Genomic DNA, 17642 nt, shown 5'->3' on the forward strand with positions numbered 1-17642 from the left:
AGTATTTTTAAGTTTGTAAAGCATCTCCAAAAATTTTGAGGGATGCGACCATCTGGGTGTTTTTTAAATACACACCTGCTAACTCAAACTTTTATATAATGAAAAAAATTACTTTCCTCATTCTTTTATGCGCCATTACAATACCGGTAGCTGCTCAAAAGTTAACCCCAAATAAAAAAGCAGTTATAGCTTCCGTGGAGGCGCACAAGGAAAACTTAATTCGTCTTAGTGATTCCATCTGGGCTCTTGCAGAAACTGCTTTTAACGAGTCGAAATCTGCAGAAGTTTTGGCAGAATATGCAGAGAAAAATGGGCTTGAGGTTACTCGCGGTGTGGCTAACATTCCTACAGCTTTTACAGCTACCTATGGCTCGGGGAAACCTGTAATCAGTATACTGGGAGAATTTGATGCCCTGCCAGGCCTTTCACAGAAAACAGTACCTCAAAAGGACCCACGAATAGACGGTGCACCAGGGCATGGATGTGGACATAATATGTTTGGAGCAGCCAGTCTGGGAGCAGCAATAGCGATAAAAGAACAAATAGAAGCGGGTAAAATAAAAGGTACTGTCAAATTTTTAGGAACACCCGCTGAGGAAAAGTTTTTTGCCAAAGTGTGGATGGTAAAGGAAGGCCTTTGGGATGATGTGGATGTTAATGTAAGCTGGCACCCTGGCGCCAATATTGAGGCCGACGTACAAAGCAGCCTGTCCCTAATCGATTTTATCGTGGAGTTTTATGGTCAAGCAGCACATGCTTCAGCTGATCCATGGAACGGCAGAAGTGCCTCAGATGCCTTGGAACTCTACACGACAGGAATCAATTATTACAGAGAACACATCAAGCCAACTTCCCGTATTCATTATCATATACAAGATGGTGGGCAAGTAGTAAATGTGGTCCCGGATTACTCCAAAATTTGGGTTAGGGTAAGAGATCCCAAAAGAAAAGTGATGTTGCCCACTTACGAACATGTTAAAAAAATGGCCGAAGGGGCAGCAATCATGGCCAATGTTGATTATAAGATTTCATTGGTTTCTGGGATTTATGAGACTTTGGTGAATCGCTCTGGAGGAGAAATCATGCAGAAGAACTTGGAACTCTTGGGACCAATCACGTATACCCATGAGGAGCTGGCCTATGGGAAAGCCATTCAAAAAGCGACAGGAAAGCCAGAGGTTGGAATGGATAGCAAAATTGAGCCTTTAAAAGAAACCGAAGCACTACCTGGTGGAGGTTCCACAGATGTAGGTGATGTGAGTTGGAATGTGCCCAACATTAACTTAAGCGTAACCGTTGCACCTAAAGATACGCCTTGGCACTCCTGGGCCGTAGTGGCCTGTGGTGGTATGAGCATTGGTCATAAGGGGATGCTTTACGCCGCAAAAGCAATGGGTATGACCATGTTGGACCTTTTTGAAAATCCAAAACTGGTTGAAAAGGTAAAAGAAGAGTATAGGACCCGCAAAGGAGATGAAAAGTATGAGGCCATGATTGATGGTCCACCGCCCATTGGTGATAACTAAAATTTGATTTTAAGGGTTAAACTGAATAAAAACGAACCCCAGAACACCGTTTGCGATGGAGAGATATTGGATGTTGTTGCTTGGATTACTTTTCATTAATGTCCAAGCCCAGCAAAACAAATTGGCCATTTTCGATAACCTTGTAGGTAAAACCTGGAAGGCAGATGGTGAATGGGGCGATGGTTCGATGTTTAAGCAGGAAATAACTTTCAGTTATAGCTTGGATAGCACCTTGGTCATTGCCGAATCAAAAGGGTTCACGGATAAGGAGCAGAGAGCCTTCGGTCCAAGAAATCACGGTGTGCGAAAATTTGACCCAAAAACCAACAGCATAAAATTCTGGGAATTCGACATTTTTGGGGGTACTACCGAGGGAACCGTCAAAAGTAGGGACAAAGACATTTTGTATACCTACGATTACGGCGCTACCAAAGTCACAGATTATTGGAAATATATAGATGAGGATACCTACGATTTCATAGTAGGTGTTTATAAAAAAGGTGAATGGGAACAAATCTATCTGAAAACACAATTCGTTGTCCAACCCTCTGGTTTTGATTTTCAATTTGACCACTATTCCCTAGTGGTGACCAAACTGGTTGAAACTGGGGACTTTTATCGGGATATCTTTAAATTGAAAGAAATCCCACATCCTGATAAAGCCCCAGGCTTTCGATGGTTCAATGTGGAAGGAAACTCACAATTGCATCTAATCAAGAAAGAGGTTGTCGAATTTAAAAAGGATAAAAGCATTCATCTTTGTCTCTCTACCCAGAATTTGAAAACCTTCATGGCCCATTTGAAGGAAAACAACATTGAGTTTTACGATTGGCCCGGAACAAAAAATGCCGTTACAGACCGTTCCGATGGGGTTAAACAAATCTACATCCAAGATCCTGAGGGCTACTGGATTGAAATCAACACCGCTAAACACTAAATTATGGACAGTGCAGTGATTCAAACCTTTCCGCTTGGTTTTCCTTGGCAAACCCAAGACCCTTTTCTTTTCTGTGTATACCATTTGGACCACTATCCAAATGGAAATGGGGAAATGGGCCCAGACCCCGAACTTCTTAAAAATCGTAGTTTGGGTAACGATTTCAACCCCAGTCAAGAATGGCGTATGTACCACGGGCAGACCATACCCGGTTTTCCCTATCACCCACATCGCGGTTTTGAAACTGTGACGATTGTGAACAAAGGATTTTGCGACCACTCCGATTCATTGGGAGCAGCAGGAAGATTTGGTGATGGGGATGTGCAGTGGATGACAGCGGGAAGAGGGGTGCAACATTCCGAAATGTTTCCATTGCTAAAGGATGATGCCGATAATCCTTTGGAGCTCTTCCAAATTTGGCTTAACCTGCCAAAGGCCGATAAATTTGTGGAACCCCACTTCAAGATGCTTTGGCATGAGGACATCCCGATGGCAATTGAAGAAAATGCCCAAGTAAAAGTCATCGCTGGAGACTACAGAGGCACACAAGCGAATGATCCTGCGCCAAACTCTTGGGCCGCTGTACCAGAAAACGAAGTGGCCATTTGGAATATCCATGTTGAAGGCAACACGGAATTTACACTTCCAAAAGCTAGCTCAGAAGTAACCCGGACACTCTACTTTTATGATGGTTCGGAAATTTATTTTGGTGATAAAAAAGTAAATCCAAATTTTGGAGTAGTATTGAATGCTTCCCAAGATGCCCTTATCAAGATAGGTAAAGCCAAAGCCCATTTTTTGATGCTTCAAGGAAAACCAATCAATGAACCTGTAGCAAAGTACGGTCCCTTTGTAATGAACACTGAGCAAGAAATTCAGCAAGCCATGGAAGAATACCGTTTGACCCAGTTTGGTGGATGGCCATGGCCCTATCCGGACAACGTGCATGAAAAAACCAAAGGAAGATTTGCACTTTATCCAGATGGTAAGCTAATTGAGAAAGACTAGTCAAATACTTGTCTTGGTAGCCGTTATAAATATGCTGCGCGCTAAAACGTAAGAAATTATTTCAAAACCTACTGACTCTTGGTGAAGTCTTTTTCTAGATATGATTGAGATGTTGGAGTCTCCTAAATGGATATGTTAAGATTTTGTTATCTTTTAAAGAAAAATGAGGATTGTACTTTCAATGTCGCTTTTGCTAGTCCTTCTCAATTAGCTCAAACCCAAAAAATTGATAGTCTACACAACCTATTAAAAACGGCCAAGGACACCAACGAAATCAATATTTTAAGGTCATTGGGGCAACATTTACAGTCACATGATAAAGAAAAATCCCTAAAGCATCTATTGGAAAGTGTTGAAAAATCAAAAAAAATTGGTTTTGTTAAGGGTGAAATTAAAGGCCCCTATTCATTAGGGCTTACTTACGGAATGACTGGAAGTTATCCTGAATCCATCGATTATTTGCAGCTATGTCTTGACCTATGCCAAAGGATGGTTCCAAAAAATTGTCAATAGGCTTTAATGACGAAGGCGAGTTTATAAAATGTACAATTGAGGACAATGGTGTTGGTATAAAACTAAAATCCAGTCAAGAGGAATCAAAAAGTACCTCAAGGGGAATGTCCATAACCGCAAAGCGGATTGCAACTTTGGAAAAATTTTCAAACAAGGAGCTTTTACAAGTTGAAAGTCTAAATGATGGGATTAAAACAGGCACCCGTGTCACCATATTGATTCCCAAGCACCCGGTTGCACAACCCAAAAAAGCTGTATGAACCCGTTTTGCCCGTTGAGTGTACAATTCCCTGAATCCTTAAGTACTATTGGGCTGATTTTGTGTTTAGGTCAAACGCGTACTATCTCCGCACCAATGGCACGTAATCGTTCATCAATATTCTCGTAACCGCGATCTATCTGTTCAATATTGTGAATGGTCGAGGTTCCTTTGGCAGAAAGTGCTGCGATAAGCAACGAAATCCCAGCTCGAATATCTGGGGAAACCATTGTAGTCGCCTTTAGTGTCGATTTAAAATCATGGCCAATAACTGTGGCTCTATGGGGGTCACAAAGAATTATCTTTGCGCCCATATCAAGCAATTTATCCACAAAGAAAAGCCTACTTTCGAACATTTTTTGGTGGATGAGCACTTCGCCCCTGGCTTGTGTGGCCACGACCAAGATGATACTCAAAAGGTCCGGGGTAAGACCCGGCCAAGGAGCATCAGCAATGGTTAAAATTGAACCATCAATAAAATTTTGTATTTCGTAGCCCTTATTATGCCTGGGGATAAAAATATCATCCCCTTTCTTCTCTACAGTAATACCGAGTTTTCTGAAAACAGTTGGAATCTGGCCCAAATCATCCCAACTTACGTTTTTAATGGTCAGCTCACTTTTGGTCATGGCGGCAAGGCCCATCCAGCTCCCTATTTCAATCATATCGGGTAACATGGTATGCTCTGTTCCCCCTAGGCGGTCCACACCCTCAATGGTCAATAAATTAGATCCAATGCCCGTTATTTTGCCCCCCATGCGGTTCAGCATTTTACATAATTGCTGTAAATAAGGTTCGCAAGCCGCATTGTATATGGTGGTGATGCCTTCAGCCAGAACTGCAGCCATAACTATATTGGCTGTTCCTGTAACGGATGCCTCATCCAATAGCATGTAGGTGCCCTTGAGTTTTTTAGCCTCCACGCCATAAAAATATTCTTCCCGATTATACCTGAACTTTGCCCCCAATTTAATAAAACCCTCAAAATGGGTATCCAACCGCCTTCTTCCTATTTTATCTCCGCCAGGCTTAGGAATATATCCTCTTCCAAACCTTGCCAGTAGCGGGCCAACCAGCATGATGGATCCTCGAAGTCCCCGACCATCATTCTTGAATTTGGCCGACTGCAAGTAATCCAGATTGATATCATCTGCCTTAAAAGTATAAGAGCCCTTCCCCTTTTTTTGGATTTTGACTCCCAGGTCTTCCAATAGGGCGATCAATTTATTGACATCAATGATGTCTGGAATATTGTTTACTGTTATTTTCTCTTCGGATAGCAATACTGCACAAAGAATCTGCAACGCTTCGTTCTTTGCACCCTGGGGTGTTATTTCACCATGTAGTTCATGGCCACCCTCTATTCGGAATGTTCCCATGGAATTTTCTGGAATTTAGTGCCTTTTCTTTCTACTACGATGAATTTTTTTGCCGCCACCGTTGTTCCTATTGGATTTACTGTGTCGGTGTTTAAGGAATTGGCCACTTTCGGTAAGATTTTCACCATTGCTGGCCAAATCAATTTGCCCATCACTGAGTTCTTTGAGATGCGCGAAAATAACGGAATCATCAACCGTGTCCTTGTTCCAATTGAGATAGCATTTTTTCATGTGGTTGGCTATGGCATATTCCAGCCCGGAACGCATATCCCCTTTGTCCCATTTTACCGCAACGTCAATCATACGTTTTATGTTATTTCCATAAAATCTGTATTTTGGATGATTCTGTGGGTAATCCAATGGTTCTGGTCGCTGTTGCAATACTTCTTTGGAGGTAATGGGAAACGGTGAGTCCACATCCAATTTAAAGTCGGACATAATGAACAATTGGTCCCACAACTTATGTTGAAAATCCGGAACATCCCTTAAGTGGGGCTGTAAATTCCCCATAACACTGATAATGGCCTTGGCCACCCGGTTTCTTTCCTCTCTATCTTCAATGGATACAGCATGGTCGACCATTTTCTGAAAATGACGTCCATACTCTGGAATATGAAGCTTGGCACGCTCCGTATTATATTCTAAATTTTCTACTAGATTCAAATTAAAAAGATTTAATGAAATTACGTATTGGGAAGTCCAAATGATAACGTTCGCAAAGTAATAAAATTATGCCAATTACAGCCCTTAAAGCGAAATTACACCTTCTACGTTGGAAACTTCCTTGTATTTGGCAATAACTTCGTCCGGGCTTTGTAAAAATACCGTGATAGAAATACTGGTATAAGTCCCTTTTTTGGATTTTTTTGATTCTATAACAGCCCCAATATTGTCAAATATATCGTTAATTTGATGAATACGTTTCTCATCGGTAGGTACAATAAATTTGTACAAGTAGTTGGAAGGCCAAGAAGTATTTTCTAGCAACTGCTCCCTGAGACGTGCATAAAATGCTTCTGTTTCATCCTTCTTCATTGACATTTTTTTTTACAAATATATGGGATAGTGGCCAATTTTTTTCCTTGGTCCTATTTCATTACTTTGTGTATCTAAATAGTTGGGATTGGGCAAAAATAAAGTAGTTATTACGGGAGCCCCCGGAACAGGAAAAACTTCCATTGTAAAAGGATTGGAAGATAAGGGATTCCATTGCTTTCATGAGATTATTCGAGATATGACCTCCAAAGCAAAGACGGAAGGAAATCCCATGGATTTTGTATCCAACCCCTTGGTTTTTGTGGATGACACCCATCAATTCAACAAGGATTTGCTTTTTGGAAGGGCTGAACATTATAAACAATCACTGAAAACAGATGAACTCATCAGTTTTTTTGATAGAGGTATGCCAGATGTTCTCGCCTATATGGATTTTTTTGGCCAATCCTATGGCAATGAGTTTATTAAAGCTTGTAAGGAGCATCGTTATGATAAAATCTTCATTGTTCCACCTTGGAGGGAAATATATACTACTGATGAAGAAAGGCTCGAAACCTTTGAAGAAGCAGAAAACATTCATAGTGCTTTGTTAAATACCTATATTCGATTTGGTTATACACCCATTGAGGTTCCAAAGGATTCAATTTCTCAGCGCATTGCTTTTATTTTGGAAACCGTTAACCCATTTTAGTGCAAAAGGAGCCGAGAGCCATTTTAAACAAATATTGGGGCCATGAGGATTTCAGGGGGTCACAAAGGGCTATAATTGACTCGGTGGTTTCTGGTAAGGATGTATTGGCACTATTGCCCACCGGGGGTGGAAAATCTGTTTGTTATCAAGTTCCTGCCTTGGCCATGGAGGGCATCTGTGTGGTAATCTCTCCTTTAGTGGCGCTTATACAAGATCAGGTGGCACAACTTAAAGATAAGGGCATAAAGGCCGTCGCCCTGACTGGCGGCATTCCCTTTGGAGAACTCAATGATTTGTTGGACAATTGTGTTTATGGCAATTATAAGTTGCTATATCTGTCGCCAGAGCGACTTCAACAATCCATGGTCCAAGAAAGACTCCAACAAATGAATGTAAACTTGGTCGCGGTGGATGAAGCCCATTGCATTTCTCAATGGGGAAACGACTTTAGACCAGCTTATCTAGACTGCGCCAAGGTAAGAGAACTCATCCCTGATATTCCCATGATTGCACTTACCGCGACCGCCACCCCAAAAGTAGTGGACGATATTGTTGAAAACCTAAAACTTCAAGAAGTTGAAATTTTCAAAGATTCCTTCTCAAGACCCAACATCATATTTAAAGTAAAGCATACGCAAGACAAGCACTACCATGTAAAGAAGTATTTGACCAAGATTCCTGAAAGTTGCATTGTGTATGTCCGTTCAAGAAAACTAAGCGTTTCACTTGCTGGTTTTCTAAGCCAACATAAATTCAATGCTGATTTTTTTCACGGGGGAGTTTCCAAGCAGGAAAAAAACGAAAAACTCAATCGTTGGCTGGTAGATAAAACCAGAGTGATGGTAGCTACCAGTGCATTTGGCATGGGAGTCGACAAACCTAATGTTCGCTTGGTGGTTCATTATCAAATTCCGGATAGCTTAGAGAGTTATTTTCAAGAAGCTGGAAGAGCCGGAAGGGACGGGAAGCCATCTACTGCTGTTATTTTGACCAACCATGAAGATGAGGAACGGGCAAAACAGCAATTTTTGTCAGCACTGCCTTCCGTTTCCTTTGTAAAGCAGCTTTACCTTAAGTTGTGCAATTATTTTCAAATTTCCTATGGCGAAACACCTTCAGTCACACTGCCATTCAAATTCAATGCCTTCTGCCAACAGTATGGGTTCAATCCTAATATGGCCTTGAATGCACTGCGTGTTTTAGATCAAAATTCAATTATTTCCCTTTCCGAACGCTACTCCGAAAAAGTAATGCTCAAGTTCGTAGCATCGAAAGGGGGTATTTTCCACTATTTGGAAAAGAGTAAAAAGTCAGCACCTATAATTAAAACCATCTTGCGTACCTACGGTGGAATTACGGAGCATGAAACTAAAATCAATATACAGCTGCTATCAAAAAAGACGAATAAAAGCACAAAAGATTTAAAGAAGGTATTGAATCAGCTCCATCATGATGGAATAGCAGAATTTACGCATGAAACAAGTGACCTGGAAATAAGCTTTTTGGTACCAAGGGAAGATGACCGTACCATTAATCCGTTTGCTAAAAAAATAGACGGCCATAACAAGGTTAAGCATACCCATATGCAGGCTATGTTGGATTATCTGCATGTATCCAAAACCTGTAGAAGTGTTTATTTACTTCAATATTTTGGTGAAAAAAATGCTGAAAACTGTGGCACTTGCGATATTTGTACCAGAAAGAAAAATCAGGTTGCCGACAAAAACCTAGACAAAAAGGTAATGGAACTTTTGAAAATTGGACCCTACACTTCCCGTGCTTTGGAAAAAATAACCGGAGCCAATGAGAATGCCCTATTAAAAACATTACAAAAATTGTTGGAGGATGAACAAATCTTCCTAAATCATAAAAATGAGTATACCCTTAGCACATAAACCTCTCAGAATTGTATTCATGGGCACGCCCGAATTTGCTGTGGCAAGTTTAAAAAAACTCTTCGATGCGGGTTTTGATATTGTGGGAGTAATAACAGCACCAGACAAACCAGCTGGAAGAGGAAGAAAACTAAATACTTCAGCGGTAAAGGAATTTGCAATGCAACATGATTTAAAGGTGCTACAGCCCACAAACTTGAAGAATGAAGATTTTTTAAAAGAGCTGAAGGCCTTAAAAGCCGATTTGCAAGTAGTAGTGGCCTTTAGGATGTTGCCCAAAGTGGTGTGGACTATGCCCAAGCATGGCACATTCAATCTACATGCCTCCCTCCTGCCCCAATACCGTGGAGCCGCGCCCATCAATTGGGCCATAATAAATGGTGAGACAGAAACTGGTGCCACAACTTTTTTTATTGATGAAAAAATAGATACAGGGAGCATTATCCTTCAGGAAAAATGTGAAATTACTCTTGAGGACAATGCTGGTACGCTACATGACCGATTGATGGACCTTGGCGCTCAATTGGTGGTCGAAACCTGTAGGCAAATTGAAAATGGCACCGTGCAAAGCACATCTCAAAAACAGGTTAAGGATGCAAAGCCTGCACCTAAAATACATAAGGACACCTGTAAAATAGATTGGACCATGCCGATGCATAAAATCCATGACCTTATTCGAGGGCTAAGTCCCTACCCCACTGCATGGACCATTTTACAAAACGGAGACAACGAGGAAAACATAAAAATATACAGCTCCAAAATGGAGGCTGAATCACATACATATCCATGCGGGAAATTATTTGCAAGCAAAAAAACATTGAAGGTAGCTGTGGATGGAGGGTATTTATACCTGTTGGAAATACAAATGCCGGGAAAGCGAAAAATGGATATTGACGAAGTTTTGAACGGACTAAAGTTGGACAAAAGTGCTCATCTTCGCTAAACCCTTGCTATGATTGGGCTGGCTGAATTTCGTCTTTTTGGTGTCACTTTATCAACAAACGTTTCAAGTTATCAACAAAAAGTCCTATTTCCCTTGGTTTCACTTGCGTTAAACCCAAATCCGTATAAATTTGTTGAGCATTAAAATTATTTTAACAACAATTAATTTAATTCCATTATGAACAAAACAGAATTAATCGATGCTATGGCAGCTGATGCTGGCATCACTAAGGCAGCCGCCAAAAAGGCATTGGAATCTTTCTTGGGCAATGTAGAGGGATCTCTTAAAAAAGGAAACAGGGTTTCTTTGGTAGGATTCGGTTCTTGGTCCGTATCCAGAAGAAACGCCAGAGAGGGTAGAAATCCGCAAACCGGCCAAACCATTAAGATTGCAGCTAAGAATGTTGTAAAGTTCAAAGCTGGAGCAGAATTGAGCAAAGCAGTAAACTAGTTCAATTTGGTTTAAGATATATAAAGAGGGCATCTCAAAAGGGATGCTCTTTTTTTTGACCTGTCTTGAAGGTGTTTTGTATTTATCGTAGATTATGTTACATTTAGAAACAAGAATCTTTTTAAGATGGTGAGCTACGAGCCTAAGAAGGGTAAATTACTTGTTGCCGAACCTACATTGACAGGAGATGTTTCTTTCAACCGGTCTGTGGTGTTGTTGGCCGAACACAACCAAGAAGGTTCCGTGGGTTTTATTTTAAATAAACCCTTGGACTATACCATTTGCGACCTGATTTCTGAAATAACCATACCTTTTAAGGTGTTCAATGGGGGGCCCGTTGAGCAGGACAATCTCTATTTCATCCATAAGGTACCCCATCTTATTGATGATAGCATTGAAATTTCGGATGGTATTTTTTGGGGCGGTAATTTTGAAAAAACCGTGGAGCTCATCAACAATAAAACCATTACCGAGCAAGACATACGGTTCTTTTTGGGATACTCCGGTTGGGGATCACAGCAGTTGGACCAGGAACTTATGTCCAAATCTTGGGTGGTTGTGCAAAATGAATATGAAAGCAATATCCTCAAAAAAGCTTCCAATGCGTTTTGGAAGGAAAAGATGATTGAATTGGGAGGAGACTATCTATTATGGTCCAACGCTCCCGAGAACCCAGCCCTCAATTGATTCAACTAGCCCAATCGGGCATGGGCATTTAGTCTTCCCAACAGGTTTTTACCAACTTTATTCCCATACTGCTTTTTCCTGTATCGAGTAATCGGTCGTAGTCCCAAAACACTATTGGTGATGAAAAGTTCATCCGCTTTTTGCAGTTCGAAAGGGGATATGGAACTCTCTTGAAGCTCAAACTCCTCGGTTTTGGATATGATTTCAATTAATTTTTTACGGATAATACCATCCAAACATCCATCGGACAGTGGTGGAGTTTTAATCTTTTTGTCGGTGACCAAAAACAAGTTGCCATTGATGGCCTCGACCACTTGCTTGTCGGTGTTTATCAAAAGACAATTGTTATAACCATTTTCTTCGGCGTATACGCTCGCTACCACATTCAATATTTTATTCGTGGTCTTTAGGTTGGATAACATATCCTTATTTATGTAGTAATCCTTGAACAGCTCCACTTCATAAGGGTCTTCAGAAATTATGTAGAAGGGAGATTCCAATTCGTGGCATTCCATTGTGTAGGACACGTCATTGGTCAGAGGTTGGTACAGACCCCCATCTTTTCGAAAAACCGTTATACGTAATCTTGCCGAACCACGGGTCAAATTATTGGCTTCAATGGTTTTTTTGATTTCCTCCTCCAGGAACTCCAACGTAAACGCCATGGGTATTTCCATGCGTAAAATACGCATTGAAGCCATTAGCCTAAAATAGTGGTCTTCCCAGAAAAAAAGCTTTCCATTTGCACAGCGAACAGTTTCAAAAAGGGCATCACCAAACTTTAGCCCCCGATTGTCATAATTTAAAATCGCTGTTTCATCTCCTAGTAATGTCCCATCAAAATTGACCATAAAAAAAGTCCCGATTTTTTACCAGGACCAAAGATACGTTTTAGCTTCTATACAATTATTTTGAACCCAAAACCTGTTTTAGGTCGGAAATTTGGTTTTCCCACAACATCTTGGCTTCATCGACTTCATCTTCCTCCGCAAAATCGGTGATAAAAAGAGACACATCCTTTGTGATTTCATCCACAATGATACGCATTTCAAAAAAAGAGTCGTCCTCATTTTCCTCCCAAGCAAATTTTACAAACTCATCACTCTTTCGTTTTAACAATTTTGCCTGTTCCTCAGAACCGTCCCAAATAAAGGTAAACATCTCACCCCTGGAATTTACATTGTCCGCGTACCATTCCGAAAGTCCTGAAGGTGTTGAAATATATTGGTAAAGCAACTGTGGAGATGCCTGTATCACAAACTCAATCTGAAATTTTGTCTTATCACTCATTATGCCGCTCGGTTAATCCTTTCTAAATACTGATATAATCCGGGAAGATAAAAAAATAAATATCAAATAATAAAATAAAAGGGATTTTTGATTAGGGAAAATTAAACTTTATATTTGCACCCGCTTAAACAAATCATGGCGAGGTAGCTCAGGCGGTTAGAGCGCAGGATTCATAACCCTGAGGTCGGGAGTTCAAGTCTCCCTCTCGCTACAACCAAAGCCCGATTTTTGTCGGGCTTTGGTTCATCATAATTTTGACCAAGCTTCGTTTTATAGTTTCCAATGCTTTTGTACCATTTGTAAAACAGGGCAAGCTTTACCGAAAAATGCCGTGATCTTAATTTTGCAGCTTCAAATACGACTTTTTAAAAATCACTTCTTGTAATGAGATAAAATTTCTGCAAAAGAAATTTTATAAATATTGGTATCGACACTTGCCAGACTATCGCTGCTTGAATAGTACAAATACTCCAGATTCTTGGTCAAGAAAGGATAAAGGTCACTTCCCGAGGTGTTCAACTCTTTAATATTTTGCGGAGTAGACCAGGCTCCTTGATTTTTAAAACTGATGTACAAGTCCCCATAAGATGAAATATTCTCATTGCGTTGAGAGGATTCAAAAATGATAAGGTCTCCATCCTCGCTAATTTCCAGATTCCACTCTCCTGTGCTAGAATTCAATCTCGCTCCCATGTTTTCAGGCGATACAAATTCATCCTCATGAAAAGCACTGCTGTACAAATCTCCCTGTCCATAACCCCCAGGTCGGTCAGAAGCAAAATATAGATTTCCCACCTTGTCAGTTCTAGGGCTATATTCAGTGTGCTTTGAATTAATCGGTTCTGGAAGTCTTGTCGGAATGCTCCATTCCCCGTTATCCTTTTTATTGACTTTCCAAATGTCCGCAGAGGACACTTTACCATCAAATGGTCTATTGGAAATAAAATAGAGTGTGCGGTCGTTGTCCGCCAAATGAGGATCGCTATCGTCAAACTTACCAGAAAATGAAGCTACCTTAGGCTCACTCCAAGCCCCATCTATCCTTTTTGATTGATATATGGTGCTTTTTGTACCACTTTGTCCCCATTTCCCATCACTTCTGACAAAATAAAATTCGTCCTCGGATGCATTCATGGTAATTCCATACTCCACAGTATCGGTAGCGATAAACTTCAATTTATCCAAGTGCTCCTCTTTTGTGTCGTTACATCCCATCAGCAATAAGAAAAAAAATCCTATAGTAAATCCAAAGTCACCTTTGATATCCATTAAACCATCTTAAAAAGTTTCATTGTGTTAGTCGCAATGCTATTGTTCTTGTCAAAGCGCTTCGGATATGATTTTCTCTACGATTTCTGGATTCAGCAAAGTTGACGTATCCCCAAGATTAGAGGTGTCATTGGATGCAATTTTTCGCAAAATACGGCGCATGATTTTACCACTTCGGGTTTTGGGCAATCCGGGCACGAACTGAATCTTGTCCAACTTGGCAATCGGTCCGATATGTTCCGTGATCATCTGGTTAATTTCTTTTTTGAGGTTATCGCGATCCCGTGATTCACCGGTTTCCTTTAAAATCACATAACCGTAAAGCGCATTGCCTTTCACATCATGGGGGAAACCTACAATAGCTGACTCCGCTACCGCAGGGTGCTCGTTAATGGCATCCTCAATGGGTGCGGTTCCCAGATTATGGCCCGATACAATGATTACATCATCCACCCGGCCGGTGATGCGATAGTAACCCACCTCATCCCGAAGTGCGCCATCGCCCGTAAAATACATGCCATCAAAGGCTGAAAAATAGGTGTCTTTATACCGTTGATGGTCTCCCCAAATTGTGCGGGCAATGGACGGCCATGGGAATTTGATACACAACCGCCCATCTACTTGGTTTACTTTTATTTCTTTTCCATTTTCATCCATCAAAGCTGGCTGCACTCCTGGCATGGGCAAGGTTGCGTAGGTTGGCTTTGTGGGTGTCGAAAACGGAATAGGCGAAATCAAAATACCTCCGGTTTCCGTTTGCCACCATGTATCCACAATGGGGCACTTTTTGTCACCCACATGATCGTTGTACCAGTGCCAAGCTTCCTCGTTGATGGGTTCTCCCACCGTGCCCAGCACCTTTAAACTAGAAAGGTCGTACTTCGTAACAAAATCCAGATTTTCCTTGGCCAAGGCCCGGATGGCCGTCGGTGCGGTGTAAAATTGTGTGATTTTATGCTTTTGAACGATTTCCCAAAAACGTCCGTAATCAGGATAAGAAGGTACGCCTTCAAACATGACGGTGGTTGCGCCATTGGCCAAGGGTCCATAAACGATGTAAGAATGGCCCGTGATCCATCCTATATCTGCCGTGCACCAATACACATCATCCTCTCGGTACTGGAACACATTTTTGAAGGTATACGCCGTGTAGACCATATAACCGGCCGTGGAATGCATCATGCCCTTAGGTCGACCTGTAGACCCTGAGGTGTACAAAATGAAAAGTGGGTCCTCGGCCTCCATAATCTCCGCCACGCAATCCGCATACGCTTTGTCCAGTAATGACTGTAACCAATAATCACGACCTTTCTTCATGGTTACCTTCCCATTTGTTCGCTTGGCCACCAACACGGTTTCCACACTGGGACACTGTTTTAGTGCATCATCCACAATGCCTTTAAGGTCGATGGTTTTATTTCCCCGGAAGGAACCATCGGAGGTCAACACCATTTTGGCTCCACAATCGTTGATTCGGGTAGCCAGTGCTGTTGAAGAAAATCCTGCGAAAACTACTGAGTGAACGGCACCTATACGCGCACAGGCTAAAACGGAAATAGCCAATTCAGGAATCATGGGCAAATAAATAATGACCCTATCCCCTTTTTGAATGCCCTTTTCCTTAAGCACATTGGCAAACTTGCTTACCCGCTCGTGCAATTGTCTGTAGGTGATGTGTTCAGCGGGTTCTTTCGGGTTATTTGGCTCGAAAAGAATGGCGGTTTTATCACCCCGACTTCTCAAATGCCGGTCGATACAGTTTTCGGTGATGTTGAGCCGGGCCCCCTCAAACCATTTGATTTTGGGTTTGATAAAATCCCAATCCAAGACCTTATCCCAGCGTTTACGCCAAAAAAAATGCTCCTCGGCCACCTCCTCCCAAAAGGCCTCGGGATTTCTGACCGATTTCCTATAGACCTGAAAATATTCCTCCAAATGTTTTATATGGTAGTTGCTCATTAATTCCTTAAGATTAAATGGACTTAAATTTATGAAAAAGAGATGACTGTTTGCCTTTTAATTTAATGTTCTAAAGCCTCCCCCGACCCACTTGGTATACGGATATGTTCCACTATTTCCTGTACCTCCTCGGGTGGTGAAGCCGTGAACTTGGAAACAAGGAACGCCACTGCTAAATTGACCAACATCCCGACCGTGCCGAAGCCTTCGGGTGAGATGCCCCACCACCAGTGTTCAGCTTTACTGGTTTCTTCTTGACCCACCCAACCCAATTTAAATCGGGCTATATAATAACAGGTGATGCCCAGTCCAGCGACCATACCGGCAATGGCTCCTTCACGGTTCATACGTTTGCTAAAGATGCCCATAACTATGGCTGGGAAAAAGGAAGAGGCCGCCAAGCCAAAAGCCAAGGCCACCACAGAAGCCACAAATCCTGGTGGGTGAATCCCAAAGTATCCAGCCACCACTACCGCCAACAAAGCGGAGAAGCGGGCTATCCACAACTCTTTCTTATCGGAAATGTCTGGAGCTAATTGTTTTTTGATCAAGTCATGGGAAATTGAAGTGGAAATTACCAAAAGTAAACCCGCTGCAGTGGACAAAGCGGCTGCAAGACCCCCTGCTGCCACCAAGGCAATGACCCAATTGGGCAATCCTGCAATCTCCGGATTGGCCAAAACGGTTATATCCCGGTCTATATAGAGTTCATTTTTTCCTTTACCGAAATTATAGATGATTCGTTCGCCATAATCCCCTCGTGATTCTGAAAATTCAGGTTTTTTCCCATCAATGGCTGGTCCCGGTAAATATTGAATCTTTCCATCTTCATTTTTATCGGTCCACGCAATCAATCCGGTATCTTCCCATTTGGTAAACCAGGTCGGAATCTCTTTATAAGGGGTATCCTGCACCGTTTTCATCAAATTGGTCCGTGCAAAAACAGCAATGGCTGGAGCCGTAGTATATAAAATGGCAATGAACAACAACGCATACCCTGCAGATTTCCGGGCATCCCGTACTTTGGGCACCGTAAAAAAGCGAATAATCACATGGGGAAGGCCGGCAGTTCCCAACATCAAGGCGGCCGTGATAAAAAACACATCTGTAGTAGATTTGGAACCATCGGTGTAGGCCGTAAAGCCCAAGTCGGTCATCAAACCGTCCAATTTATCCAATAAATAAACCCCATCTTCCCCTGCTGAACCAAATCCTATTTGGGGCACTGGATTCCCCGTTGCCATTAAGGATATAAAAATAGCTGGGACCATAAAAGCAAAAATCAATACGCAATATTGTGCCACTTGTGTATAGGTGATGCCTTTCATCCCTCCCAAAAATGCATAAAAAAGCACTACAGCCATACCGATGTACACGCCCGTATTGACATCCACGTCCAAGAATCGGGAAAAGACCACCCCTACGCCCCGCATTTGTCCAGCGACATAGGTGAAGGAAACAAAAAGCGCCGCAACCACGGCAACGGTTCGGGCCACGTTGCTGTAATAGCGATCACCGATAAAGTCTGGGACCGTAAATTTTCCAAATTTCCGTAGGTAAGGCGCAAGTAGCAATGCCAAAAGCACATAACCACCAGTCCACCCCATAAGATATACGGAACCATCATAGCCTGAAAAGGCAATTATTCCTGCCATCCCCAAAAAAGAGGCGGCGGACATCCAATCGGCGGCGGTGGCCAATCCATTGGCCAAAGGGGAGACTCCCCCACCGGCAACATAAAACTCTTTGGTAGAAGCTGCTCTGGACCAAATGGCAATCCCGATATATAGGGCAAAAGTTAGTCCGACAATGATAAACGTCCATGTTTGAATACTCATGC

General features: G+C 42.0%; 17 protein-coding genes and 1 tRNA gene. 10 read left to right on the forward strand and 8 right to left on the reverse strand.

What is annotated here, in order from left to right; translation table 11 throughout:
• Positions 1-98 precede the first annotated feature (98 nt).
• The 4 genes from GTQ34_RS04520 (at position 99) to GTQ34_RS04535 (ending at position 4244) form a co-directional block, all read left to right on the forward strand.
• Entirely contained in the window at positions 99-1526 is a 1428-nt protein-coding gene (locus GTQ34_RS04520; RefSeq protein WP_166522556.1) for an amidohydrolase, read from the forward strand.
• A gap of 55 nt (positions 1527-1581) precedes the next feature.
• Entirely contained in the window at positions 1582-2463 is an 882-nt protein-coding gene (locus GTQ34_RS04525) for a VOC family protein (RefSeq protein WP_235914962.1), read from the forward strand.
• 3 nt (positions 2464-2466) lie between these two features.
• Positions 2467-3471 (forward strand): pirin family protein, encoded by a 1005-nt coding sequence (locus GTQ34_RS04530; protein WP_166522557.1) that lies wholly within the window; start codon positions 2467-2469, stop codon positions 3469-3471.
• A 479-nt stretch (positions 3472-3950) separates the two neighbouring features.
• Entirely contained in the window at positions 3951-4244 is a 294-nt protein-coding gene (locus GTQ34_RS04535; RefSeq protein ID WP_166522558.1) for a sensor histidine kinase, read from the forward strand.
• Positions 4245-4314: 70 nt separating this feature from the next.
• Here GTQ34_RS04535 and murA read toward each other — a convergent pair whose 3' ends face one another.
• From murA to GTQ34_RS04550, 3 genes are all read right to left on the reverse strand, one after another.
• Positions 4315-5622, reverse strand: a complete 1308-nt coding sequence (gene murA, locus GTQ34_RS04540) for a UDP-N-acetylglucosamine 1-carboxyvinyltransferase (protein WP_166522559.1) — start codon at positions 5620-5622, stop codon at positions 4315-4317.
• Between the two features lie 15 nt (positions 5623-5637).
• A complete protein-coding gene (locus GTQ34_RS04545; protein WP_166522560.1) occupies positions 5638-6285 on the reverse strand; it encodes a DUF4290 domain-containing protein in 648 nt (215 codons plus the stop codon).
• A gap of 84 nt (positions 6286-6369) precedes the next feature.
• Positions 6370-6657: a DUF493 family protein gene (locus GTQ34_RS04550; protein WP_166522561.1), complete on the reverse strand. Its 288-nt coding sequence runs from the start codon at positions 6655-6657 to the stop codon at positions 6370-6372.
• 88 nt (positions 6658-6745) lie between these two features.
• On the opposite strand from GTQ34_RS04550, the gene GTQ34_RS04555 reads away from it, so the two are divergent.
• From GTQ34_RS04555 to GTQ34_RS04575, 5 genes are all read left to right on the forward strand, one after another.
• Entirely contained in the window at positions 6746-7309 is a 564-nt protein-coding gene (locus GTQ34_RS04555; RefSeq protein ID WP_166522562.1) for an AAA family ATPase, read from the forward strand.
• Positions 7309-9204, forward strand: a complete 1896-nt coding sequence (locus GTQ34_RS04560; protein WP_166522563.1) for a RecQ family ATP-dependent DNA helicase — start codon at positions 7309-7311, stop codon at positions 9202-9204. The genes GTQ34_RS04555 and GTQ34_RS04560 overlap by 1 nt, the downstream gene beginning before the upstream one ends.
• On the forward strand, positions 9182-10147 hold the full coding sequence (fmt, locus tag GTQ34_RS04565) for a methionyl-tRNA formyltransferase (RefSeq protein WP_166522564.1): 966 nt from the start codon (positions 9182-9184) through the stop codon (positions 10145-10147). The genes GTQ34_RS04560 and fmt overlap by 23 nt, the downstream gene beginning before the upstream one ends.
• Before the next feature lie 177 nt (positions 10148-10324).
• Positions 10325-10597 carry an HU family DNA-binding protein gene (locus GTQ34_RS04570; RefSeq protein WP_166522565.1) on the forward strand — a complete coding sequence of 91 codons (273 nt, stop codon included), beginning with the start codon at positions 10325-10327 and terminating at the stop codon, positions 10595-10597.
• 126 nt (positions 10598-10723) lie between these two features.
• Positions 10724-11284: a YqgE/AlgH family protein gene (locus GTQ34_RS04575; protein ID WP_166522566.1), complete on the forward strand. Its 561-nt coding sequence runs from the start codon at positions 10724-10726 to the stop codon at positions 11282-11284.
• A 5-nt stretch (positions 11285-11289) separates the two neighbouring features.
• Here GTQ34_RS04575 and GTQ34_RS04580 read toward each other — a convergent pair whose 3' ends face one another.
• Both GTQ34_RS04580 and GTQ34_RS04585 read right to left on the reverse strand, forming a co-directional pair.
• The gene (locus GTQ34_RS04580) at positions 11290-12135 is read right to left on the reverse strand and encodes an aminotransferase class IV (protein WP_166522567.1); all 846 of its coding nucleotides are present in this window, start codon (positions 12133-12135) and stop codon (positions 11290-11292) included.
• Positions 12136-12190: 55 nt separating this feature from the next.
• Positions 12191-12574 carry an START-like domain-containing protein gene (locus tag GTQ34_RS04585; protein ID WP_166522568.1) on the reverse strand — a complete coding sequence of 128 codons (384 nt, stop codon included), beginning with the start codon at positions 12572-12574 and terminating at the stop codon, positions 12191-12193.
• A 137-nt stretch (positions 12575-12711) separates the two neighbouring features.
• Between GTQ34_RS04585 and GTQ34_RS04590 the strand changes: the two genes are divergently transcribed.
• Positions 12712-12785, forward strand: a tRNA-Met gene (locus GTQ34_RS04590).
• A gap of 161 nt (positions 12786-12946) precedes the next feature.
• On the opposite strand, the gene GTQ34_RS04595 is transcribed toward GTQ34_RS04590, so the two are convergent.
• The 3 genes from GTQ34_RS04595 to GTQ34_RS04605 form a co-directional block, all read right to left on the reverse strand.
• Positions 12947-13843, reverse strand: a complete 897-nt coding sequence (locus tag GTQ34_RS04595) for a PD40 domain-containing protein (RefSeq protein ID WP_166522569.1) — start codon at positions 13841-13843, stop codon at positions 12947-12949.
• Positions 13844-13894: 51 nt separating this feature from the next.
• A complete protein-coding gene (gene acs, locus GTQ34_RS04600; protein ID WP_166522570.1) occupies positions 13895-15802 on the reverse strand; it encodes an acetate--CoA ligase in 1908 nt (635 codons plus the stop codon).
• A 62-nt stretch (positions 15803-15864) separates the two neighbouring features.
• Positions 15865-17640 (reverse strand): sodium:solute symporter family protein, encoded by a 1776-nt coding sequence (locus tag GTQ34_RS04605; RefSeq protein WP_166522571.1) that lies wholly within the window; start codon positions 17638-17640, stop codon positions 15865-15867.
• Between the last annotated feature and the right edge of the window lie 2 nt (positions 17641-17642).

The sequence above is a fragment of the Flagellimonas ochracea genome (genome assembly GCF_009903685.1).
Classification (GTDB): domain Bacteria; phylum Bacteroidota; class Bacteroidia; order Flavobacteriales; family Flavobacteriaceae; genus Flagellimonas; species Flagellimonas ochracea.

What these genes read in the sequence shown, in the direction of transcription:
- fmt (WP_166522564.1), top strand. Translation starts at nt 9,182, where the DNA reads ATGAGTATACCCTTAGCACATAAACCTCTCAGAATTGTATTCATGGGC.
- GTQ34_RS04535 (WP_166522558.1), top strand. Translation starts at nt 3,951, where the DNA reads ATGCCAAAGGATGGTTCCAAAAAATTGTCAATAGGCTTTAATGACGAA.
- GTQ34_RS04585 (WP_166522568.1), bottom strand. Translation starts at nt 12,574, where the DNA reads ATGAGTGATAAGACAAAATTTCAGATTGAGTTTGTGATACAGGCATCT.
- GTQ34_RS04520 (WP_166522556.1), top strand. Translation starts at nt 99, where the DNA reads ATGAAAAAAATTACTTTCCTCATTCTTTTATGCGCCATTACAATACCG.
- GTQ34_RS04605 (WP_166522571.1), bottom strand. Translation starts at nt 17,640, where the DNA reads ATGAGTATTCAAACATGGACGTTTATCATTGTCGGACTAACTTTTGCC.
- GTQ34_RS04570 (WP_166522565.1), top strand. Translation starts at nt 10,325, where the DNA reads ATGAACAAAACAGAATTAATCGATGCTATGGCAGCTGATGCTGGCATC.
- GTQ34_RS04550 (WP_166522561.1), bottom strand. Translation starts at nt 6,657, where the DNA reads ATGAAGAAGGATGAAACAGAAGCATTTTATGCACGTCTCAGGGAGCAG.
- GTQ34_RS04595 (WP_166522569.1), bottom strand. Translation starts at nt 13,843, where the DNA reads ATGGATATCAAAGGTGACTTTGGATTTACTATAGGATTTTTTTTCTTA.
- acs (WP_166522570.1), bottom strand. Translation starts at nt 15,802, where the DNA reads ATGAGCAACTACCATATAAAACATTTGGAGGAATATTTTCAGGTCTAT.
- murA (WP_166522559.1), bottom strand. Translation starts at nt 5,622, where the DNA reads ATGGGAACATTCCGAATAGAGGGTGGCCATGAACTACATGGTGAAATA.
- GTQ34_RS04530 (WP_166522557.1), top strand. Translation starts at nt 2,467, where the DNA reads ATGGACAGTGCAGTGATTCAAACCTTTCCGCTTGGTTTTCCTTGGCAA.
- GTQ34_RS04575 (WP_166522566.1), top strand. Translation starts at nt 10,724, where the DNA reads ATGGTGAGCTACGAGCCTAAGAAGGGTAAATTACTTGTTGCCGAACCT.
- GTQ34_RS04525 (WP_235914962.1), top strand. Translation starts at nt 1,582, where the DNA reads ATGGAGAGATATTGGATGTTGTTGCTTGGATTACTTTTCATTAATGTC.
- GTQ34_RS04580 (WP_166522567.1), bottom strand. Translation starts at nt 12,135, where the DNA reads ATGGTCAATTTTGATGGGACATTACTAGGAGATGAAACAGCGATTTTA.